The 20,264-nt window shown below is 69.3% G+C and carries 19 protein-coding genes; 5 read left to right on the top strand and 14 right to left on the bottom strand.

Annotated elements, in window-relative coordinates; translation table 11 throughout:
- Positions 1 to 19: 19 nt before the first annotated feature.
- Positions 20 to 2,590: a penicillin-binding protein 1A gene (locus LXT21_RS25070; RefSeq protein WP_254040707.1), complete on the bottom strand. Its 2,571-nt coding sequence runs from the start codon at positions 2,588 to 2,590 to the stop codon at positions 20 to 22.
- A gap of 33 nt (positions 2,591 to 2,623) precedes the next feature.
- A complete protein-coding gene (locus LXT21_RS25075) occupies positions 2,624 to 3,580 on the bottom strand; it encodes an RluA family pseudouridine synthase (RefSeq protein WP_254040708.1) in 957 nt (318 codons plus the stop codon).
- A 44-nt stretch (positions 3,581 to 3,624) separates the two neighbouring features.
- Between LXT21_RS25075 and LXT21_RS25080 the strand changes: the two genes are divergently transcribed.
- The 3 genes from LXT21_RS25080 (at position 3,625) to LXT21_RS25090 (ending at position 6,872) form a co-directional block, all read left to right on the top strand.
- Entirely contained in the window at positions 3,625 to 5,091 is a 1,467-nt protein-coding gene (locus tag LXT21_RS25080) for a pentapeptide repeat-containing protein (RefSeq protein ID WP_254040709.1), read from the top strand.
- Between the two features lie 89 nt (positions 5,092 to 5,180).
- The gene (locus LXT21_RS25085) at positions 5,181 to 5,852 is read left to right on the top strand and encodes a hypothetical protein (RefSeq protein WP_254040710.1); all 672 of its coding nucleotides are present in this window, start codon (positions 5,181 to 5,183) and stop codon (positions 5,850 to 5,852) included.
- A 120-nt stretch (positions 5,853 to 5,972) separates the two neighbouring features.
- Positions 5,973 to 6,872, top strand: coding sequence for an alpha/beta fold hydrolase (locus LXT21_RS25090; RefSeq protein WP_254040711.1), 900 nt, complete (start codon positions 5,973 to 5,975; stop codon positions 6,870 to 6,872).
- A gap of 6 nt (positions 6,873 to 6,878) precedes the next feature.
- Here LXT21_RS25090 and LXT21_RS25095 read toward each other — a convergent pair whose 3' ends face one another.
- Genes LXT21_RS25095 through LXT21_RS25110 form a run of 4 tightly spaced genes read right to left on the bottom strand, consistent with a single transcriptional unit; the run spans position 6,879 to position 10,441 of the window.
- The gene (locus LXT21_RS25095; RefSeq protein WP_254040712.1) at positions 6,879 to 7,457 is read right to left on the bottom strand and encodes an MOSC domain-containing protein; all 579 of its coding nucleotides are present in this window, start codon (positions 7,455 to 7,457) and stop codon (positions 6,879 to 6,881) included.
- A gap of 30 nt (positions 7,458 to 7,487) precedes the next feature.
- Entirely contained in the window at positions 7,488 to 8,465 is a 978-nt protein-coding gene (locus LXT21_RS25100) for an MBL fold metallo-hydrolase (RefSeq protein WP_254040713.1), read from the bottom strand.
- On the bottom strand, positions 8,462 to 9,406 hold the full coding sequence (locus LXT21_RS25105; RefSeq protein ID WP_254040714.1) for a DMT family transporter: 945 nt from the start codon (positions 9,404 to 9,406) through the stop codon (positions 8,462 to 8,464). Before LXT21_RS25105 ends, LXT21_RS25100 begins: the two co-directional genes overlap by 4 nt.
- Positions 9,407 to 9,457: 51 nt before the next feature.
- The gene (locus tag LXT21_RS25110; protein ID WP_254040715.1) at positions 9,458 to 10,441 is read right to left on the bottom strand and encodes a GNAT family N-acetyltransferase; all 984 of its coding nucleotides are present in this window, start codon (positions 10,439 to 10,441) and stop codon (positions 9,458 to 9,460) included.
- A gap of 173 nt (positions 10,442 to 10,614) precedes the next feature.
- Between LXT21_RS25110 and LXT21_RS25115 the strand changes: the two genes are divergently transcribed.
- Positions 10,615 to 11,181, top strand: a complete 567-nt coding sequence (locus LXT21_RS25115) for a cytochrome c oxidase assembly factor Coa1 family protein (protein WP_254040716.1) — start codon at positions 10,615 to 10,617, stop codon at positions 11,179 to 11,181.
- A 147-nt stretch (positions 11,182 to 11,328) separates the two neighbouring features.
- On the opposite strand, the gene LXT21_RS25120 is transcribed toward LXT21_RS25115, so the two are convergent.
- From LXT21_RS25120 to fsa, 4 genes are all read right to left on the bottom strand, one after another.
- Positions 11,329 to 12,294 (bottom strand): electron transfer flavoprotein subunit alpha/FixB family protein, encoded by a 966-nt coding sequence (locus tag LXT21_RS25120; protein ID WP_254040717.1) that lies wholly within the window; start codon positions 12,292 to 12,294, stop codon positions 11,329 to 11,331.
- A gap of 28 nt (positions 12,295 to 12,322) precedes the next feature.
- Positions 12,323 to 13,120, bottom strand: a complete 798-nt coding sequence (locus LXT21_RS25125; RefSeq protein ID WP_254040718.1) for an electron transfer flavoprotein subunit beta/FixA family protein — start codon at positions 13,118 to 13,120, stop codon at positions 12,323 to 12,325.
- A 150-nt stretch (positions 13,121 to 13,270) separates the two neighbouring features.
- Positions 13,271 to 14,407, bottom strand: coding sequence for an acyl-CoA dehydrogenase family protein (locus LXT21_RS25130; RefSeq protein WP_254040719.1), 1,137 nt, complete (start codon positions 14,405 to 14,407; stop codon positions 13,271 to 13,273).
- Positions 14,408 to 14,566: 159 nt separating this feature from the next.
- Positions 14,567 to 15,220: a fructose-6-phosphate aldolase gene (gene fsa, locus LXT21_RS25135; RefSeq protein WP_254040720.1), complete on the bottom strand. Its 654-nt coding sequence runs from the start codon at positions 15,218 to 15,220 to the stop codon at positions 14,567 to 14,569.
- A 150-nt stretch (positions 15,221 to 15,370) separates the two neighbouring features.
- Between fsa and LXT21_RS25140 the strand changes: the two genes are divergently transcribed.
- Positions 15,371 to 16,429, top strand: coding sequence for a KpsF/GutQ family sugar-phosphate isomerase (locus LXT21_RS25140; RefSeq protein WP_254040721.1), 1,059 nt, complete (start codon positions 15,371 to 15,373; stop codon positions 16,427 to 16,429).
- A gap of 324 nt (positions 16,430 to 16,753) precedes the next feature.
- Here the strand turns inward: LXT21_RS25140 and LXT21_RS25145 are convergent, their stop codons facing one another.
- Genes LXT21_RS25145 through dapB form a run of 4 tightly spaced genes read right to left on the bottom strand, consistent with a single transcriptional unit; the run spans position 16,754 to position 20,221 of the window.
- Positions 16,754 to 18,118, bottom strand: a complete 1,365-nt coding sequence (locus LXT21_RS25145; protein ID WP_254040722.1) for a tetratricopeptide repeat protein — start codon at positions 18,116 to 18,118, stop codon at positions 16,754 to 16,756.
- Positions 18,115 to 18,639, bottom strand: coding sequence for a 2-amino-4-hydroxy-6-hydroxymethyldihydropteridine diphosphokinase (gene folK, locus LXT21_RS25150; protein ID WP_254040723.1), 525 nt, complete (start codon positions 18,637 to 18,639; stop codon positions 18,115 to 18,117). Before folK ends, LXT21_RS25145 begins: the two co-directional genes overlap by 4 nt.
- Positions 18,636 to 19,409 (bottom strand): fumarylacetoacetate hydrolase family protein, encoded by a 774-nt coding sequence (locus tag LXT21_RS25155; protein ID WP_254040724.1) that lies wholly within the window; start codon positions 19,407 to 19,409, stop codon positions 18,636 to 18,638. The genes folK and LXT21_RS25155 overlap by 4 nt, the downstream gene beginning before the upstream one ends.
- On the bottom strand, positions 19,406 to 20,221 hold the full coding sequence (dapB, locus tag LXT21_RS25160) for a 4-hydroxy-tetrahydrodipicolinate reductase (protein ID WP_254040725.1): 816 nt from the start codon (positions 20,219 to 20,221) through the stop codon (positions 19,406 to 19,408). Before dapB ends, LXT21_RS25155 begins: the two co-directional genes overlap by 4 nt.
- Positions 20,222 to 20,264 lie beyond the last annotated feature (43 nt).

Raw genomic sequence — 20,264 nt, forward strand, 5'->3', positions numbered from 1 at the left:
TCAGCGGCCGTGACGGGCGCTACTGCGCGCCCATCATGAACTGGTCCACGTCGACGGTGTTCTTGTCGGGCACGGCGTCCTTCGGCTCGGTGCCCTTCTTGAAGAACATCAGCTCGGAGTTCTTCGAGCCGGCGGGGGCGATCTTCCCCGTCTTCTTGTCGATGTGCAGCCGGACCAGGTCCATGGACTGCCAGGGGAAGAACTCCGACTGCGGCCGGCCCTCCAGCGCGCGCTTCATGTAGTTGAGCCAGATGGGCAGCGCCGCGCGGCCACCCGTCTCGTAGCGGCCCAGCGGATGCGGGTTCAAGTCGTAGCCCACCCACGCCACCGTCACGAGGTCGCGGGTGTACGCCGCGAACCACGCGTCGAACGAGTCGTTCGTCGTGCCCGTCTTGCCGGCCGCGGGCTTGCCCAGGCGCGTCGCCGGCCCCCCCGTGCCCTGCAGCACCACGCCGCGAAGCAGGTGCGTCAGGATGAAGCCCACCTCGGCGCTCATCACCTGCTCACCGGGCTCGAACAGGCGCGCGTAGCCGGCGGCCACGCGGTCCTGCAGGGGCGCCCACGCGTCGTCGAACGCGGTGTGGTCCTCCAGCGTGCGGCCCCAGCGGTCCTCCACCTTGCGCACGAAGTACGTGGGCTTCTTGCGGCCGTAGCGGTTGAACGTCGCGTACGCGTTGGCCAGGTCCACCGGGTACACGCACGACGAGCCGAGCGCCGCGGAGAAGTCCATGTTCATGGGCGTGGTGATGCCGAGCTTCGTGCTCCACGCCGCCATGTTCTTCACGCCCACCGCGCCGAAGGTCTTCACCGCGGGGATGTTCATCGAGTTCACCAGCGCCGTGCGCAAGAGCACGTCCCCCACGAACTCCTCGCTGTAGTTGGCCGGCTTCCAGGACACCTTGTTGTCCGGGTCGTGCTCGACGATCGGCGAGTCGACGATGACGGTGGCCTCCGTCCAGTTGAGCTGCTCGAGCGCCGCCGAGTACACGAACGGCTTGAACGAGGAGCCCGGCTGACGGCACGCCTGGAAGGCGCGGTTGAACTCGTTGTCGTCGAAGTCGTAACCGCCCACCATCGCCGTGAGGTACTGGCGGTGGGGGTCCACGGACACGAGCGCGCTCTGGGCCTCGGGCGTCTGCTCCAGCCGGAAGAGCTTTACGCCCTCCGCGGGGATGTCCTCGGCCAGCTTCTTGTCCCACTGCTCCTTGTCGTCCGTGAGGTCCTTCTTCGTCACGTGGCGCACCACCACCAGGTCGCCCACCGCGATGGCCTTCTTCACCGACGAAATCATCATCGCCGGGTAGTAGCCCTCCGGGTTCACCTTGCGCGCCCAGCGCATGCCCAAGAGCGGCAGCCGCGCCGCGTGCGGGCCCACCTGGATGTCCGCGCCCTTGCCGTCGTCATCAATCTTGGTGACGGCCGCCACGTACAGCCGCCCCTCGACGAGCTCGTCCTGGCCCATGGCCTTGCGCGACTTGTCGAGGAAGACCTTCAGCTCCTCGGCCGTCAGCTGCTTCACCGGCCCGCGCCAGCCCTGGCGCTTGTCCACCGACAACAAGCCGTCCATCACCGCGTCCTGGGCGGCGCGCTGACGCTCGCTGTCCATGGTGGTGAAGATCTTCAGGCCCTCCTTGAGGAGCACCGGGTTGCCGTAGCGGTCCACCACGTCCTTGCGGACCTGCTCGACGAAGTACGGGGCGAACTCGTGGAAGACGTCCTCCACGGGGAACACCTTCACCGCCTCCGCGTTGGCCGTGTCGTGCTCGGCCTGGGAGATCATGCCCTCGTTCAGCATGCGGCGCAGCACGTAGGCGCGGCGCTTGCGAGCCGCGTCCGGACGCAGGAACGGCGAGTAGCGGCTGGGCGCCTGGGGCAGGCCCGCGACGAGCGTCATCTCCCCGAGCGTCAAATCCCGCACGTCCTTGCGGTAGTAGTTCTCCGCCGCGCTCTGCACGCCGTAGCTGTGGTGCCCGAGGAAGACGTTGTTCAGGTAGAGGTAGAGGATCTCCTCCTTGGTCAGCGCCTGCTCCAGCCGCAGCGCGAGGATGGCCTCGCGAATCTTGCGGGTGAGCGTCTTGGCCGTCGCGGACTTGTAGCCCTCGGCGGAGATGAGCACCGCCTTCGCCGTCTGCTGCGTCAGCGTGGAGCCACCCTGGATGCCGCCGGAGCGCAGGCCCAGCTTGGAGCCGATGGTCTTGAACGCCGCGCGCGCGGTGCCCAGCACGTCCACGCCGAAGTGGTCGAAGAAGCTGGAGTCCTCGCTGGCGATGAAGGCCTGCACCAGGCGCTTCGGGATGCGCTCGTAGGGCACCACCTTGCGCCGCTCGTTGTAGAACTCGCCGGCCAGCACCGCGTCGTCGGTGTAGACCTCCGTGACGATGGGCGGCCAGTACTCGTCCACCTTGGGGATGGCGGGCAGCCCGTCCGCGTACACGTAGTAGATGGCGACCAGGCCCACCGCGCCCGCCGTGGCGCCCGTCAGCGCGAGCCACCCACCCAGCTTCAGCAACACCTTCCACCAGCGGCCCGGGGGAACCCCCTTCAGCACCAGCTTCGAGCGGCTGCGGTCAGTCGTCTTGGAGTCGGACATACGTGTTTCGAAACCTCGCGGGCTTCCAATGCCTCAGGGCAGCAACGCGGCCCGCTTGAGCACGTCTCGGAGCTCGGGTGGGAGGGGGGCCTCCACGGCCACCTTGCCACCGCCCTCCGGGTGGGGAAATTCGATGCGCTCGGCATGCAGGAACAACCGCTTGAGCCCCCAGCGCGCCTGCACGTCGCGGTTGAAGGCGAAGTCACCGTATTTCTTGTCGCCGACCACCGGGTGTCCGATGGCCGTCAGGTGCCTTCTTATCTGATGGGTGCGCCCGGTCTCGATGGCGCAGGACAGGAGCGCCACCTCGCCAGACTGCTTGACGACCTTCCACCGGGTGAGGGCCTCCTGCATGTTCACCCCTCGGCGGGCCTTGGACTCGGCCGTCTGCTGGTGCTCCGACAGGGGCAGGTCGATGACGCCGGACTCCTTGGGCATCTTCCCCTTCACCAGGGTGAGGTAGCGCTTCTTGGAGAGCCCGTGGGTGAAGACCTCCGTGAAGTGCACCATCGCCGGGCGCCGCTTGGCGACGAGGATGACGCCGGAGGTCTCCCGGTCCAGCCGGTGGGCGGGAGAGGCGGTGAAGTCGTTGCGGACGGCCTTGGGACCCAGGTAGGCGCGCACGTAGTCCACCAGCGTGCCCCCGGTGATGCCGGAGCCGGTATGGACGGCCATCCCGCTGGGCTTGTCCACCGCCATCAGCCAATCATCCTCTCTGAGAATCACGAGCCGGCTGGGGTCCACCGGCGGGGGCGGACGGTCCACTTTCGGACGGTCCTCTCCCTTGAGCGTCTGCTCGTCTCCCCGGATGGTGAGCACGTCTCCTTCGGCGAGCAACTGCTCGGGCTGGGCGCGCTTCCCGTTCACCCGCACCTTCTTGGTGCGAATCATCTTGAACAGGTGGCTGACGGGAACGGTGGGAAGGCGCTTGCGCAGGTGCTTGTCCAGGCGCATCCCGGCGGTGTCGGTCTCGATTCGGTACTCGATCATTTGTGCTGGCGCGCGGACCAGACCATACGAATAATCCCCGGTCCATGCCGAAAGCCCCCAGTATCGAGAAGCTCCTCCAGAACGGGTCGGCCGAGTGGAACCGACTGCGCAAGGGCGGTCAGGTCCCGACCGAGCACACTGGCGCCACCTTCACGCAACTTTTCTCCGCGAACGCGGACCTGTCGGGCCTCGGGCTCGTGGGCTCCGAGTGGGAGCGGTGCGATCTGTCCAAAATCAACTTCCGGGACTCGGACCTGTCCAACGCCTATTTCCACGGCGGACGGCTGCAGGACTGTGACTTCCGGGGTGCGAACCTCGAGGGCGCGACCTTCGAGAAGCTGAAGCTGTTGCGCTGTGATTTCACGGGCGCCAAGGGTCTGGACGACCTGGAGATGGACGACGTGGACATGGACCGCGTCGTCGGTCTGGACGGTGAGGAGGCCCCGCCTCCGCCGCCTCCGCCCGCCCAGGGAATCACGGCGTTCACCCGCGAACAGCGCGAGAAGGCGCTCGGGGTGCAGGCCTCGGCGCTGCTACAGGGTGAGCCCACGCAGGAGGAGCTGCCGCCGTTCAAGCCGCAGGACCCGCCCGGCTCGTTGTTCTTCCGGGGCCTGAAGCGCCTGGCGATGCCGCCGTTGTGGGTGTTGGACGTGCCGGGGCTGAGGCCGCTGGTGCCGCAGCGGATGCCGCCGGGCAGCTCGCTGGAGACGCTCTACCGCGAGGCGGTGAAGACGCGGCTGGAGAACAAGAAGCCGTTGGCGGACAGCTCGGTGGTGGAGAAGGCGCAGAAGGCGCTGCACCTGGGCGCGAAGGACGCGGCGGTGTCGGCCATGTACCTGCGCGAGGTGGGCGTGGTGCCGCTGTTCCGCTTCTCCGCGGCGCAGGTGTTGAAGAAGGCGCTGCGCGAGGAGGTGGAGGTGGATGACCTGACGGGCTCCATCGACCCGCGGACGACGGGCGCGCTCCTGGAGCTGCGGCTGACGCACGAGGTGGTGGAGCACCTGCCGGTGGCGCGGCAGCGGCTGGCGGCGACGCAGCTGTACACGGCGCTGTTGGAGGCGGGCTTCAACCCGGAGAACAACTGGGACGAGGCGCTGGAGTCGAGCGAGTTCTCGATGCAGCTGGCGCGTGAGGCGACGGGCGAGGACCGTGACGCGCTGTTCGAGGGCTTCCAGGTCTTCTCGGCGCTGCCCGAGGAGGCGCGGCTGCGCCGGCTGGCGTACCTGGCCGAGTCGGTGACCAACCTGGAGCTGGTGAGCCGGCTGCCGGAGGGGATGGAGCCGTCGTGGCTGAACGGCCCGGAGACGCGCGAGTGCGACAACCGGGAGATGACGTACGTGCAGTCGCTGAAGGCGGAGGAGATCCCGACCAAGGTGGCGGCGCTGGCGAAGGCGGAGCTCGGCGTTCCCGAGGGCGAGGTGCCCGAGGAGAGCGACGGGGACTTGTTCATCCACCTGCGCTGTGACGTGTGTGGCAAGGAGAAGCTCATCGTCCAATCGCCGGAGGAGTGACGGCGAGGCAGGACGGTTGAGGCCCACGGGGCCGCTGGGGTTCCACTTCGGAACCCGGCGGCCCCGTGGTGTTTGTGGAGTGCGGTGGATTGACGGTGCGCGCGGTGCTCGCGCACGCTCGAGACATGGTCGACGACGCTCGGGTGTCGGCGGTGCCCTTGGATGGCTGGTCCAAGTGGGGATTGATGACGCAGTTGCTGCTCGCCGTCGTCCTGTTCGCGGCGGTTCCGTATGCGTCGTCGATGGTGCCCTTCGAGCGCATCTACATCGACGGGCCCTACAAGGCCCCGCACATGGAAGACCCGATGTTCCCCATGCGGTGGCGGCTCATCGCGCTCGGGGCCTGGGTTCCATTCCTCTCGATGCCGTTCGCAATCCTCGCGTGGAGAAGACGGCACACGCACCTGGGACTCGCGCTGCTGCAAGTGAGCCTGCTGCTGTGTATCTGCGTCATCGGGTGGAGGAACTTCCCGTACTACGCGCTGGGCATCTACCGGGCTTACATCGGTGAGGCGCGCAGCTGGGACTTCGACCCCGTAGGGCTGCTGCAACCGTATGGCTCGGTCGGGTACGTCCCCGATTGGGAGATACTGCTGCTCTACCCCATCGCATTCGTGGCGGTGCCTCGCATCGGTTATCGCCTGTTCCAGGAGCGCAAGCAGATGTCGCGCGCGGTCCTCTTGGGCACAGCGCTGTGCCTCGCCACGACGGTGTTCGCGTTCCTCAGTACGCCGCGCTTCCTCTACTGGTTCATGGACTGAGTGAGCCGCCTCCGCCAGTCCGCAGGGCCCCCAGGCGACCAGGCGGAAGCGCTCCGCCAGTTGCTCACGAGCGCCGCGATGGATGCCCAGCTTGTCCGTGACACCCGGGGAGGAGCCAGCATGCCGGCGGTCCAGCACCAGACGGTGGACGTGGATGGCCTCGAGATTTTCTATCGCGAGGCGGGACCCGAGGACGCGCCGGTGGTGCTGCTTCCCCACGGATATCCGTGCTCGTCCTTCCAGTTCCGCAACCTGCTGCCCGCGCTCTCGGACTCGTGGCGGCTGATTGCGCCGGATGCTCCAGGCTTCGGCTACAGCGCGACGCCGTCTCCCCGCCGGTTCAGCTACACGTTCGATGGGTACGCGCGCTTCCTCGAGCGCTTCGCGGAGACACTGGGGCTCACGCGCTACGCGCTGTACCTCCATGACTACGGCTCACAGTTCGGCTTCCGGCTCGCGCTGCATGCACCCGAGCGAGTCGCCGCATTGGTCATCCAGAACGGTGACATCTACGAGGACCAGTTCGGGCCCAAGTACCGGATGCTGAAGGAACAATGGTCGAACCCGACGCCAGAGGGCCGCAGGAAGCTGCTGGCCGCGGTGAGCGAAGAGGGTTTCAAGGACGAGTTCATCGGTGAGCTACCCGAGCACCTCGTCGACCGCATCAGCCCGGACCTGTGGACGCTCCATTGGGCGCTGGTGCAGCGCTTTGACCGGCGCATGAACCTGTTCCACCTGCTGGAGGACCAACGCACGACGCTCGCGTGGATGCCGCGTTATCAGGCGTACCTGCGCGAGCACCGTCCCCCCACGCTGATTCTGTGGGGCCCTCACGACGGCTACATGCCCGAGGGCGCGGGCCGCGCGTACCTGCGCGATGTGCCGGACGCGGAGCTGCACATGCTCGACGCGGGACACTGGGCGCTGGAGACACACCTGGACGACATCGTCTTCCACATGCGGCGCTTCCTCCAACGCGTGCATCTGTCCCACGCGGCGAGCACGACCTGGATGACCTGAGCGGCCCTACGGCAGCACGTACGTCACCGGCTTCGGCAACATCACACGGACTTCATCCCCCGCGCGGATGACACCGGGGCGGTCCACCCAGGCCACGAGCCCCCGCTTCTCCCACGCGGCCTTCACGAAGCGGCTCGCGAGCTTCTCCTTGTCTGGATAGTGCTCGCCAATCACCTTGCCCGGCCCGATGCAGGGCTCGTTCTCCCCCTCCACCGCCAGCACCGCGTCCTCGGGGAAGAAGATGCGCGAGCCGGGTGGCAGGAACGTCAGCCGGGGGATGCCCACCAGCTCTAGATTGGCCCCCAGCCATGACGCCAGGACCTTGGGGATTCCGAGCGTCTGGGCCACCACCGCCAGCTCCTCCGTCGACACCAGCGACAGCTGCCGCGTGTTCCGGATGGGCGTGCCCTTCGGATACCAGGGCGTGCGCACGTCCGCCGGCCGCGTGTGTCCCGCGTGCCTGTCGCCGTCGATGCCCTCGAACGTCACGCGCACCTCCGCCAGCTCGCGCGTGACGAAGGTCTTCTTCTCGGTGCACACCAGGATGCGGACCGCGCGGCCGAAGAGCTGCGGAGACGGGGGCATGTCCCTCTTCTTACTCCGCTCCCCGCCGCTTCACAGCAAGGCGAGCTGCTGCGGTTTGCCCCCGAGCGGACGGGCATCCACCCCGTCGTCCCGCAGCGCCTGCGCCAGCTCCTCCGCGAAGCCGAAGCACGTAATCACCTCGCTCGCCCCCGTCGCCTTCACGTACGCCTTCAACGATGGGAAGTCCGCGTGGTCCGACACCGGGAACGCCACGTCCGCGCTGTAGCGCCGCGCCGCCCCCGGGTCCATCGCCCACCCCGTCAACACCGCCGTCCCCCGAGGCCACAGGTGCGCCAGCGCCCCACCGCGCGCCTGATGCGGCGGGAAGAACAGCACCTCGCCCGGCTCCACGGTCCCCGTGTAGCAACGCAGGTTCTCGATCGGCACTCCCAGCTCGCCATAGAGCTGGGCCACTTCGTAGATGGAAGGGTGCGCCACCAGCGAGAACCCTCGGCCCGCGAGGAACTTCATCGACTCCTGGCTCTTGCCCAGCGGATATCCGAGCACCACCGGCACCGCGCCCCGCTCGAGCTGCCGACGCACCCACGCCTCCACCTGCCCCAACACCTCGTCACGCGGCGGGAAGCGGTAGCGCGGATGGCCGAAGGTCGACTCGATGACCAGCGTGTCGCACTCGGCCACCTCCGTCGCCTCGGCCGTCAACGACGGCACCACGTTCAAGTCGCCCGTGTAGACGACACGCCGACCATCCGAGCGGATGACGCGCAGCTGCGCGCTGCCCAGGATGTGCCCCGCCGGCAGCAGCTCCAACACCAACGGCCCCAACTCGAACGGCCGACGGTACGGCGCGGCCAAAGGAGCGCTCAACGGCCCCAGCCGATGCTCCATGAAGCGCAGCGTCGCCGCCGTGGCGATGGTGCGCTCATGCCGGGCGATGTGGTCCGAATGCCCATGGCTCACGAAGCACAGCGGCGACTTGCGCTTCGCGTCCAGCGACAGGAGGGTGCCCGTCAGGTGCATCCCGTTTCGACGCAGCTCCACACTCATGGGAGTGAGGGGGACCGTGACTTCCACCACGCCCAGGCCGGTGAGCCCAGCTCCGCCACCAGCACACCCAGGAGGATGAGCCCGCCGCCCATCGCCTCCGGCGCGCCCAGCCGCTCGTAGCCCAGCACCACCGAGTAGATGGACGCGAACACCGGCTCCAGCGCGTAGATGACCGCCGCGCGCACCGCGGACGTGCGCGCCTGCGCCCACGTCTGCACGCTGATGGCGAAGGCGCTGGGCAACAACCCACACACCAGCACCGCCATCACCAGCGAGGGCTGCCACTCCACCCTGCGCGTCACGAAGGGCAGGCACGCCGCGGACATCAGCGCCACACCCCACAGCTGCACCGCCACCATCCCCAGCACGCCCTCCTTCGACGCGTATCGCTCCGTGAAGGTGATGTGCGCCGCGTAAGCCACCGCGCAGCCGAGCGACAGCATCTCCCCCAGGTTCAGCCACCCGCCGCCCTCCCCCGGCGCCGGCCGCGTGAGCAGGTAGAGCCCCGCCGCCGACATCGCCACCCCCACCAGCGCCGCGGGCTTCGGCGCGCGCCGGAACACCAGCAGCGTCAGCAGCGGGACGAACAGCACGCACATCCCGGTGATGAACGCCGAGCGCGACGGCGTGGTGAACGTCAGCCCCCACGTCTGGAGCGCGAAGCCCAGGAACAGGAACGTCGCCAGCAGCGCGCCGTGGCGCAGGTTCGTCGGGTTCAACACCTGCCGGCCCGCGAGCGCGCTCAGCGCCACCGCGCCCACCCCGAAGCGCAGCGACAGGAAGGTGAACGGGTCCGCGTAGCTCAGCGCGTCCTTCACCACCACGAAGGTGACACCCCAGATGAGGGTGATGAAGACCAGCGCGCCGTCCGCCTGGAGACCGCGCAGTCTCCCCAGGAAGGATGGCTCACGGCCCAGGCTGTCGGGAGTCGAGGTGCTCACGGAGGGCACGACGTTTCGCCTACCCCGGGGTGCCGCGCAACCCCCGTCGCTTCAGGGCGCGGAGGCCCGCTCCAGGACGACCAGGCGCTTGGAGCGACCCGCCGCGTCCCACGCCTCGTTCGTGCGCCGGGTCAGCGCCTCCGTGGCGAGGTGGAAGCCGACGCCCTCGAAGGTCCTCAGCGACGCGGCGTTGTCCTCGTCCACGTCTGCCTGCACGCTGGGCTCGCCCTGTCGGTGGGACTCCTCCAACAGGCACTCCAACAGCTGCGTGGCCACGCCCATCCGCCGGGCCTGCGGCGCCACCACCAGCGAGCGCACCCAGACGCCGTCCAGCGGCAGCCCCTCCTGGCGATACGAGTCCACCCACGCGAAGCCGTGCAGCCGCCCCTTCGAGTCCAGCGCGCCCGCCGCCGCGCCCCGACGCTCGGTGGGATCCAGCCCCCAGCGGTCTCGGAGCTGCCGGCGCAGGAAGCTCGCGGAGACCACCAGGCGCTCGCTCGCGAAGGTGACGAGCGCGTCCAGGTCTCCAGCCCGCAGCAGGCGTATCTCCAGCGGGCCCACCAGGTGGCGCCGAAGGGGCCTGGACCAGTTGGAGAAGAAGAAGTCCCGCACGCCCCGATAGACTAGCCGGGTCTGGGGCCGCGCCCACGCGGACGCCAGCGTCCACTGCGTCACCCACAACGCCGGACTCAAGGGCCTGGGCAGCGGGAGCATCCACCGTCCACGCCGCAGCGCGACGGCGCGCCCCAGCAACTCTCCGCCCGTCCGCTCCACGGCGCCCAGGAGCGGCGCCGTGCGCCAGGGCTGGGTGGCCACCACCACCTGGGCCGTCAGCATGCGCCCCTGGCGCACCAGCACCACGTCACCGCGCGCCGTCTCGCCCGGCCCGCAGCGCAGCACCCGCACCGAGTCACCGGAGCGCAGCAGCGGGAACAGGCCCCCGCCCACACCGCGCACCCAGAGCTTCTGCCCGGGTGGCAGCGCCCTCAGCACGTCCAGCAGCACCTCGGTGGAAGGCGTCTTCCGCGGCGGCACACGCCACCTCCGGGGAAGTCCGGCCCTGCTCGTGCCTTCCCCTCGTCGACGGGAATGTAGCCCCTTCGCTCTCCCACACCAACCGACCCGGGCGCGGCGCTATCCACCGCCGCTGTGTCCCGCTAAGACGAGGGCGCCACCGGCCGGAAGGTGGCGCAAGGAGGAGTGAGGTCATGGACGCGACGCCCGAGGGCTCGCTGGTGCCGCAGCGGGGTTGGTGGAGTCGGAACTGGAAGTGGGTGGTGCCCGTGGGCTGCCTGGGTGTGCTGGCCTCGTGCGGCTGCCTGGGCTTCGCGATGGTGGGGCTCGGCGTGAAGTCGCTGAGCAACATGGGCGCGTACACCGACGCGGTGGCCATCGCCCAGTCCGATGCACAGGTGCGGCGCGCGCTGGGGGCGCCCATCCAGACGGGCCTGCCGAAGCAGTCGGCGGTCCAGTCCATCAATGGCCAGACGCACGCCCGGTTCACCATCCCCCTGGATGGCCCGCAGGCCGACGGCACGCTGTTCATCGACGCGACCAAGCAGGGCGAGGACGAGTGGCGCTACGACACGCTCGCCGTCGAGCTCGAGGACGGCAGCCGCATCGACCTGCGTGACGACGCGCCCGACGCCCCCGACGCGTTCCCGAGCGAGGAGACGCCAGAGGACGACGAGCCGCTGCCTCCTCCGCCGGAGCCTCCCGGCACCGACGAGAACGTCCCGGCCCGCGGTGGCCGCGACAGCGACATCGAGCTGTAGCCACGCGAAAGGGCGCGCGGGCGCCTCTCGGACAGGTGCCTCGCCCGCCCTCGCCGGCGTCCCTCCGGAAACGACGAAGGGGCGAGCGTGGGAACCCTCGGGTCCCCACGCCCGCCCCTCGTCAGCCCGAACGGGCCAGCGCGCTGCTTACTTCAGCTTCTGCAGCTCCGAGCGCAGCTCGGGGAGGACCTTGAAGAGGTCCGCGACGATGCCGTAGTCCGCCACCTGGAAGATGGGGGCCTCGGCGTCCTTGTTGATGGCGACGATGGTCTTCGAGCTCTTCATGCCCGCCAGGTGCTGGATGGCGCCGCTGATGCCCGCGGCGATGTACAGCGCCGGCGCCACGACCTTGCCCGTCTGACCGACCTGCAAATCGTTGGGAACCCAACCCGCGTCGCACACCGCGCGGGACGCGCCCACCGCGGCGCCCAGGTCATCGGCCAGCGCCTCAATCTCCTTGAAGTCGCCCTTGGTGCCACGGCCACCGGAGATGACGACGCGCGCCTCGGTCAGCTCCGGGCGAGCGCTCTTCACTTCCTTGAACTCGACGAACTTCGTCTTGGAGGCTTCGATCTTCGGAGCGAAGGTCTTCACCTCGGCGGCGCCCTGGCCACCGGCGGCCGCGGTGAACTCCGTGGCGCGCACGGTGAACACCTTGACCGGCGTGTTGAGCTTCACCTCGGCGAACACGTTCCCGGCCCACATCGGGCGGTGGAAGATGATGTCCGCGCCCGAGCCACCCAGGCCCGTGATGTCCGTGGCCATGGCGGCCTTCAGACGCGCGGCGAGGCGGGGCATCAGGTCCTTGCCCTGCGCGGTGGACGCCATGCCCACGAAGTCCGCCTTGAGCTCGGTGGCGAGCGCGGCGAGCGCGGGGGCATACGTCTCCGCCAGGTAGTGCTCCAGCTCCGCGGCGGCGCCCACGTGCACGGCCTTGGCGCCGGTGCCCTTGAGCTCCTCGGCCACCTTGGCCGGGTCCTTGCCGAGGATGGCGATGTGCAACTCCGCCCCGGCCTTGTCCGCGAGCTGCTTGCCCGCGGTGATGGCGTTCAGGGAGGCCTTGCGGAGGTTCCCGTCCGGCTGCTGCTCGGCGACGATGAGAACGATTGGCATTGGAGTGTCTCCGTATCTTCCGAGAGGGTTAGACGACCTTCGCCTCGTTGCGCAGCTTGTCCACCAGCGTGGCCACGTCCGGCACCTTGATGCCGGCCTTGCGCGCGGGGGGCGAGGCGAGCTTCAGCACCTGGATCTTCGGAGCCACGTCCACGCCCAGTCCGGCCGGCGTCAGCTCCTCGATGGGCTTGCTCTTGGCCTTCATGATGCCCGGCAGGCTCGCGTAGCGCGGCTGGTTCAGGCGCAGGTCCGTGGTGACGACGGCGGGCAGCTGGCACTCCACCGTGGCCAGCCCGTTGTCGACCTCGCGCACCACCTGGACGGCCTTCTTGTCCGCGGTGAGCTTGACGGCGGGCTCCTTGTTCTTCTCCTCGGCGCTCTCCAGCGACTCCACCTTGGAGGCGAACGTGGCCTGACCCCAGCCCAGGAACTCGGCCAGGTACTGGCCCACCTGGTTCTGGTCGTCGTCGATGGACTGCTTGCCCAGGACGACCAGGTCCGGCTTCTCCTTCTCCGCGACCTTCTGGAGCAGGCCCGCGATGCCGAGCTGGTCCAACGGGCCGGTGTGGTTCACCCACACGGCGCGGTGCGCGCCCATGGCCAGCGCGTGGCGCAGCTGCTCCTGCACCTCCTTGCCGCCGATGGACACCACCACCACTTCACCCTGGTGCTTGGCGACGAGCCGGAGGCCTTCCTCCACGCCAATTTCATCGAAGGGGTTGATCTTGTACTTGAGCCCCTCCTGGACGATGCCCGAGCCATCGGGCTTCACCTTGATTTTCGACTCGGGGTCTTCCACGCGCTTGGCGGTGACGAGGATCTTCACGGCGGCTTCTCCTTGCGGGAGGCGTTTTAGAAGGCTGGAAAACAGTCCGGCACGCGCAGGAATGACGCGACGCGCGAACGGCCTGGGTTAATAGGCATCCGGGCACCACGGCGGCAACGGGAAACGGCCGCCGGGCCCAGTTCTGCTTTTCTACTTGAACAGTTCTCGAGCGATGACGAGGCGCTGGACCTGGCTGGTCCCCTCGTACACCTGGATGAGCTTCGCGTCGCGCATCAGCTTCTCCACGGGGTACTCCTTGATGTACCCGTAGCCGCCGTAGACCTGGACCGCGTCGGTGGCGACCTTCATGGCCATGTCGGCGGCGAAGGACTTGGCGTAGCTGGACTGGAGGGTGTTGCGCTTGCCCTGGTCCAACAGCCACGCGCTCTCGTAGGTGAGCATGCGGGCCGCGTGGGTGTTCATGGCCATGTCGGCAATCATGAACTGGATGGCCTGGTGCTCGATGATGGGCTTGCCGAACGTCTTGCGCTGCGAGGCGTACTCCATGGAGTGCTCGAGCGCGGCACGGGCGATGCCCACGGAGAACATGGCGGTGAGCGGGCGGCTGTTGTCCAGCGTGGCCATGGCGATGGCGAAGCCCTGGCCCTCCTCGCCGATGCGGTTTTGCACCGGCACGCGCACGTCCTCGAACGTGAGCGACACGGTGTCGCTGGCGCGCTGGCCCATCTTGTTCTCGTGCTTGCTGACGGACAGCCCCTTGGGGCGGCCCTGGACGACGAAACACGTGATTCCCTTGTGCTTCTTCGCCTTGTCCACGGTGGCGAACACCGTGTACTGCTCGGCGTGACCGCCGTTGGTGATGAAGCACTTCGCGCCGTTGATGACGTACTCGTCACCCTCGCGGCGCGCCGTGGTCTGCATGTTGGCCACGTCACTGCCGGCCTCGGGCTCGGTGAGACAGAACGAGGAGAACGTCAGCTTCTCCGCGAAGTGGCCGAGCAGGCGCTTCTTCTGCTCGTCGGTGGCCGCGAGGATGATGGGCAGGTTGGCCAGGTCGTTGGCGATGATGGACGTGGCCACCCCCGCACAACCCCAGCTGAGCTCCTCCGCGACAATCGTCTGGTCCAGGTGCGACAGGCCCACCCCGCCGTACTCCGCGGGGATGGCCATGTTGAGCAGGCCCAGCTCGAACGCGGTGGCCAGCAGGTCACGAGGGAAGGTGGCCGTCTCGTCGTAGTGCGCCGCCTTGGGGCGGACGACCTCGCGAGCGTACTTGCGCGCCGTCTGCTGCAGCGCGCGCTGGTCTTCGGAGAGCTCGAATTCCATGAGATTCCTCGTGATGCGAACGGCGTGTTGATTCGGGAGTCAACGAATACATGCCGTCACGAGAAATCTCCAGCCCAACCCGCCTGGGAAAGTGGTGCCCGGGGGGTCGGCTGACGCCCCGGGGGTCTGTCCTGCGGCACCCGGGGGCGAGGCGAGTGACTACTTCGCGGCCTTGGGGACCTTTTCCCAATCCGCGAGGAACTTCTTGATGCCCGACTCGGTCAGCGGGTGGTTGGCCAGCTGGGTGATGACGTTGTACGGCAGGGTGGCGACGTGGGCGCCCAGGCGGGCGGACTGGAGCACGTGCACGGGGTTGCGCACGCTGGCGACGAGCACCTGCGTGTCGAAGTCATAGTTCTGATAAATCTCCAGGATGTTGGCGATGAGCTCCATGCCGTCCTGGGAGATGTCGTCCAGCCGGCCGACGAAGGGCGACACGTAGGTGGCGCCGGCCTTGGCGCACAGCAGGGCCTGGTTGGCGGAGAAGATGAGGGTGACGTTGGTGCGGATGCCCTCGGCGGTGAGCGCCTTGACGGCCTTCACGCCCTCGACGCCCATGGGAATCTTCACCACGACGTTCTTGTGAATCTTGGCCAGCTGGCGGCCCTCGGCGATGAGCCCTTCGGCGTCCAGGGAGACGGCCTCGGCGCTGATGGGGCCGTCGACGATGGCGCAGATTTCGCGGATGGTCTCCTCGAGACCGCGGCCGACCTTGGCCAGGAGCGAGGGGTTCGTCGTCACACCGTCCACGCAGCCCATCGCGTGGGCCTTGCGAATCTCCTCCACGTCCGCGCTGTCGATGAAGAACTTCATCTGTTCACTCTCCTGGATGGGCCCGCGAATGAGGGCGAGGGATGGGGTCGGCTCCGAGGGAGCCGGGCGAGCAGGCGCGTAACCGATGCCCCCCCACGCGTCAAGGGTGGCCCCTGGCGGGAGTGGGAGGTAGAAGGCGAAGCCGTCGCCATGGCCCGCTCCCCACGCTCCGCTGCCAAGAAGCCCCGTCTGCGCGCCCTCCCCGGCCGCGCCACCCCGGCCCCCACGTCCGAGCTGGACGACGAGGCCCTGCTCGCGTGCGCACGCGACGTGCTGGAGGCGGAGTCGCGCGCCATCCTCGGCGTGACGGAGAGGTTGGGCGCGCCCTTCGTTCGCGCGGTGCGGCTGGTGCGCGAGTGTCAGGGACAGGTCATCGTGACGGGCATGGGGAAGGCGGGCCACATCGGCCAGAAGCTCTCCGCCACGCTCGCGTCCACGGGCGTCCGCTCGGTGTTCCTGCACCCCGCGGAGGCGGTGCATGGCGATTTGGGCCGCGTGGCGCGCGGGGACGTCGTCCTCGCGTTGTCGAACAGCGGCTCGACGGAGGAGCTGGTGCGGCTGTTGCCGTCGTTCAAGCGGATGGCCACGCCGGTCATCGCGTTGACGGCGGACACGCAGAGCCTGCTCGCGCGCGGCTCGGACGTGGTGCTGGAGATTGGGCACATCGAGGAGGCGTGTCCGATGGGGCTTGTCCCCACGGCGTCCACGGCGGCGCTGCACGCGCTGGGGGACGCGCTCACCATGGCGGTGCTGCGCTCGCGGCCGTTCGGCACGGATGACTACGCGCTGCTCCATCCAGGTGGGAAGCTGGGCCGCTCGGTGCAGCGCGTGTTCGAGCTGATGCGCACGGGGCCCGCCAACCCGCTGGTGCGCGACACCGCCACGCTGTCGGAGGTGGTGGGGGTGATGACGAAGACGCCGGGCCGGCCGGGCGCGGCCTGCGTGGTGGACCGCACGGGGCGGCTGGTGGGCATCTTCACGGACGGCGACTTGCGCCGCCGCGTGGAGCAGGGCCTCACCGACTTCAAGATTCAGGTGCGCGACGTGATGGGCAAGCAGCCGCGCTGCGTGACGCCGGAGACGCTGGCGCTCTCGGCCACCGCGCAGATGCGCGAGCTGAAGGTGGACCAACTGCCCGTGGTGGACGTCGACGGGCGCGCCGTGGGCCTGCTCGACGTGCAGGACCTGCTCGCCGCGAAGTTCGTCTGACGGGCGACGGCGCGCGGACGCTGCCGCTCGCCGACGTGCCCACCGGCTGAGCCTGTGGGTTCGTGCCACCCACGCGCGCATCGAGGAGCGGTTCGCCGCGCGCGGGCTTGAAAGCACAGCGCCATCACCCCCACTCGGCGGTGCCGCGCCTGCGCAAGCATCGGCATCTCTGAACGGTGCGGACGCCCCTGTGTTGCCAGGGTCAACGCACCGCCGAGGCGGGGCGGGCCACAGTGCACATCAGAGCGTCTCGAGACGAGCGGGAGTCCCTGCGCGACCGCGAGCCATCGCACCGCCTCTCGGCGGTGCGTGCCGTGCTGACGACTACCGAGACAGCTTCGCCTGGAGGCCGGCCTTGTTGTACTCGGGCGCGTCGGAGGACAGCTTCTCCCACAGCGCCTTGGCGCCCTTGGCGTCACCCTTCTCGAGGAGCATGTCGCCCAGCTGCTCCACCGACGCCGGGGCCGTCTGCACCGCCACGCCCCACACGCGCGCGGCCATGGGCCGCCCCAGGCTGACCAGCGCCCAGGCCATGCCCGCCTTCGCGCGGCCGTTCTCCGGCTGGAAGGGCACCACGCGCGTGTAGTTGCCGAGCGCCTCCTGGAAGCGCCCCTTCGCCAGGTGCTCCTCGCCCTCCTCCACCAGCTTCGTCAGGCCCTGCTCCAGCTCCGGCGTACGCTCGGTGTTCTGCACCGCGTCCACCATCTCCTGCGTCAGCGGACGCGGCGCGTCCTGCGGCGGAGTGGCGGCCAGCGCCTGCGACAACCGGATGCGGCGATCATCCGCGCGCGCCACGAGCAGCTTCGCGCGCCCACCCGCCTTCACCGTCTCGTCCGCCAGCGTCGACATCCGCTTCGCCGTGGCCGCGCGCGCGGAGCTCGGGTTGATGGCCAGCACCGCCTCGAAGCCCTCGTGCGCCTGCTTCAGCGCCGCCAGGTCCTCGCCCTTCGTCTCGAACAACACCGAGGAGCGCCCGTACAGCGCCTCCTCGTGACGGGGCTCCACCTCCAGCACCGCGCCGTACGCCGCCAGCGCCGCCGCCGCGTCCCCGCCCAGGTACAGCGCGTTGGCGCGCATGACCCCCGTCTCCAGCGCGGGCTCCAGCGCCGCGCGAGCACAGGCCGCCGCGCCCGCCAAGTCACCCTTCTTCGCGCGCTCGCTCGCCACCTGTCCCATCGCGTCCAGCGGCTGCCCCGGCGTGAAGCCACACTTCGCGGCCTCCGCCGTCGGCACCGGCGTCTTGCCCAGCTTCTTCTTCTGCGCCAGGAACAAGTCGCGCACCGGCTTCGCGCGCTCCTCGGCCTGCTGCAGGTACGTGTCCGCGTCCACGTTGCGACCGTTCACGTAGTAGAGCCGGCCCAGCGACGCGGCGATTTCGAACGTCTTCTCGCGCCCCTTCAGCCCCTCCGTGGAGTCGAGCTGACGCAGCAGCTCATCCGCGGACGGAGGCGCCTTGCCCGTGCCGGACAGCGGCGGGTGCCCGGAGGGCAGCGCGTCCGGGGACACCGGCGCACCCGTGGCCTCCTCCTCCAACGGAGGATGGCCTTGCGGCAGCGCGCCGCCCCCGCCCATGGACGGCGCGGTGGGGGACGCCTGCGTCCCCGGGGGGACAGGCGGGTGACCAGGGGGCAGCGAAGAGGGCTCGGCGGCGAGCAGCGCCGCGGTGGCCAGGGCCAGGGAGAGGTTCATGTCTCGTTGCTCGGCAGGCTCGCTTCGGGCCACCAGGTGGCTTCACTCCTGCGGACATCCTGCGGGGCGAGTTTCCCGAGGAGCTCCTTCACCGTCGTCCCCAACACGGGGTGCAGCAGGTCCGGCGCCAGCTCCGCCAACGGCTCCAGCGCGAAGCGACGCTTGTGCAGTTCCAGATGCGGCACCTGGAGGTGCGGGTCCGCCACCACCTGTCCCTCCCAGAAGAGGATGTCCAGGTCGATGGTGCGCGGGCCCCAGTGCTGCTCACGGCGCCGGCCCAGGTCCTTTTCAATCTGCTGGAGGATGACCAACAGGCGCTGCGGCGACAGCCCGCAGTCCAGGGCCACCACCGCGTTGAGATAGCGCGGCTGCGGCGGCCCGACGGGGGCGCTGTCGAAAAGAGAGGAACAACGAAGCACCGCCACCGCATCGATGCGGGACAGCGCGGTGAGGGCGGCGACCAGGTGGGACTCGCGGTCCCCCTCGTTCGAGCCCAACCCGACGTAGACGATGGTGCTCACGGCTCCAGCTCAACTGGATTGAGCAGCGTCCCGATTCCCTCGATTTCCACTTCAACCGAGTCGCCGGCCGCAAGCTTCCCCACTCCCGAGGGCGTGCCGGTGGAAATCATGTCCCCCGGCAGCAGCGTCATGATGTGGGAGATGAAGGACACCAGCCGGGCGGGGCTGAACACCATGTCGGAGGTGCGGCTGTCCTGGCGCACCTGCCCGTTCACCCGGCAGGAAATCTGGAGGTCGGCGGGCGACAGGCCCGTCACCGCCCACGGCCCCGCGCACGCGAAGGTGTCGTAGCCCTTGGCGCGCGTGTGCTGCGTCTCGCGCTTCTGGATGTCTCGCGCGGTGACGTCGTTGAAGCACGTCAGGCCCCAGATGGCGCGCGCGGCCGTCATCTCGTCGGCGTTCTTGAGCTTCTCGCCGATGACGAGCGCCAGCTCCGCCTCGAAGTGCACCTCCTGGCTCGCCTTGGGGATGCGGATGGGCGAGCGGGGGCCGTTGAGCGCGGTGGAGGGCTTGGTGAAGATGAGCGGCTCGACGGGGACGGGCTTGCCCATCTCCTCCGCGTGCTTGCGGTAGTTCTGGCCGATGCAGACGACCTTCGACGCGTCCGCCGGCACCAGCAGCGTCACCGCGGACAGCGAGCGGCGGATGCCCGTGTCCTTCACGCCGGCCAACCAGGGCGCCGAGGAGAGCACCACCACCTCGGTGCCCTCGACACGGCCGTGGTGCGCACGGCCCTCGTAGAGGAAGCGGCAGTAGCGGGCGGTCGTCATGGTGTCCCCTGGAAGCCGAGCACGTCGGCCATGTCATACAGCCCCGGAGGGCGGCCCACCACCCAGCGCGCTGCGCGCAGCGCCCCCAGCCCGAACTGGTCGCGGCTGGTTGCCCGGTGCGTCAGCTCGATGCGCTCGCCCTCGCCGAAGAAGTACACGGTGTGCTCACCCACCACATCCCCCCCGCGCAGCGTCTGCACGCCAATCTCGCTCGGAGGGCGCGCGCCAATCTGCCCGTGGCGCGCGAACGTCAGGTCGTCCTGCGTGCGGCCCAGCGCGGAGGCGAGCACCTCCGCCAGCCGCAGCGCCGTGCCGCTGGGCGCGTCCTTCTTCATCCGGTGGTGCGCCTCCAGCACCTCCACGTCGAAGCCCGGGCCCAACACGCGCGCCAGCTCCGACGCCACGCGGATGACCAGGTTGACGCCCACGGACATGTTCGGCGCGGCGACGATGGGCACCTGCTTCGCGCACGCGGCCAGCTCGAGCGACGCCTCCGGCGAGAAGCCCGTGGAGCCGCACACGAAGGCCACGCCGCGCTCGGCGCACGCCTTCGCGTGGGCCACGCTGACCTCCGCGCTGGTGAAGTCGATGACCACGTCCGCCTTCGCCGCATCCAGCGCGCGGCCCAGGTCGTCCGACACCTGCACCTCGAGCGCGCCGATGCGCGCCGCCAGCCCCGCGTCCAGCCCCACCGAGGCGCTGCCGGGGCGCTCCGTGGCGCCCACGACCTGGAGGTCCTCCGCGTCGCGCGACAGCCGCAGGAGCGTGCTGCCCATGCGGCCGGTGATGCCGGTGATGACGGTGCGAATCATGGTGGGCCGCGGCTCCTGGCGTGTCGTGGCGGGTGACGCTCGG

The sequence above is a fragment of the Myxococcus guangdongensis genome, from assembly GCF_024198255.1.
Taxonomy (GTDB): domain Bacteria; phylum Myxococcota; class Myxococcia; order Myxococcales; family Myxococcaceae; genus Myxococcus; species Myxococcus guangdongensis.

Excerpts from the sequence above, each read along its gene's own strand:
- LXT21_RS25080 (WP_254040709.1), top strand. The coding sequence starts at position 3,625 with ATGCCGAAAGCCCCCAGTATCGAGAAGCTCCTCCAGAACGGGTCGGCC.
- dapB (WP_254040725.1), bottom strand. The coding sequence starts at position 20,221 with ATGATTCGCACCGTCATCACCGGCATCACCGGCCGCATGGGCAGCACG.
- LXT21_RS25070 (WP_254040707.1), bottom strand. The coding sequence starts at position 2,590 with ATGTCCGACTCCAAGACGACTGACCGCAGCCGCTCGAAGCTGGTGCTG.
- fsa (WP_254040720.1), bottom strand. The coding sequence starts at position 15,220 with ATGAAGTTCTTCATCGACAGCGCGGACGTGGAGGAGATTCGCAAGGCC.
- LXT21_RS25115 (WP_254040716.1), top strand. The coding sequence starts at position 10,615 with ATGGACGCGACGCCCGAGGGCTCGCTGGTGCCGCAGCGGGGTTGGTGG.
- LXT21_RS25145 (WP_254040722.1), bottom strand. The coding sequence starts at position 18,118 with ATGAACCTCTCCCTGGCCCTGGCCACCGCGGCGCTGCTCGCCGCCGAG.
- LXT21_RS25155 (WP_254040724.1), bottom strand. The coding sequence starts at position 19,409 with ATGACGACCGCCCGCTACTGCCGCTTCCTCTACGAGGGCCGTGCGCAC.
- LXT21_RS25130 (WP_254040719.1), bottom strand. The coding sequence starts at position 14,407 with ATGGAATTCGAGCTCTCCGAAGACCAGCGCGCGCTGCAGCAGACGGCG.
- LXT21_RS25095 (WP_254040712.1), bottom strand. The coding sequence starts at position 7,457 with ATGCCCCCGTCTCCGCAGCTCTTCGGCCGCGCGGTCCGCATCCTGGTG.
- LXT21_RS25100 (WP_254040713.1), bottom strand. The coding sequence starts at position 8,465 with ATGAGTGTGGAGCTGCGTCGAAACGGGATGCACCTGACGGGCACCCTC.
- LXT21_RS25090 (WP_254040711.1), top strand. The coding sequence starts at position 5,973 with ATGCCGGCGGTCCAGCACCAGACGGTGGACGTGGATGGCCTCGAGATT.
- LXT21_RS25120 (WP_254040717.1), bottom strand. The coding sequence starts at position 12,294 with ATGCCAATCGTTCTCATCGTCGCCGAGCAGCAGCCGGACGGGAACCTC.
- LXT21_RS25140 (WP_254040721.1), top strand. The coding sequence starts at position 15,371 with ATGGCCCGCTCCCCACGCTCCGCTGCCAAGAAGCCCCGTCTGCGCGCC.
- LXT21_RS25075 (WP_254040708.1), bottom strand. The coding sequence starts at position 3,580 with ATGATCGAGTACCGAATCGAGACCGACACCGCCGGGATGCGCCTGGAC.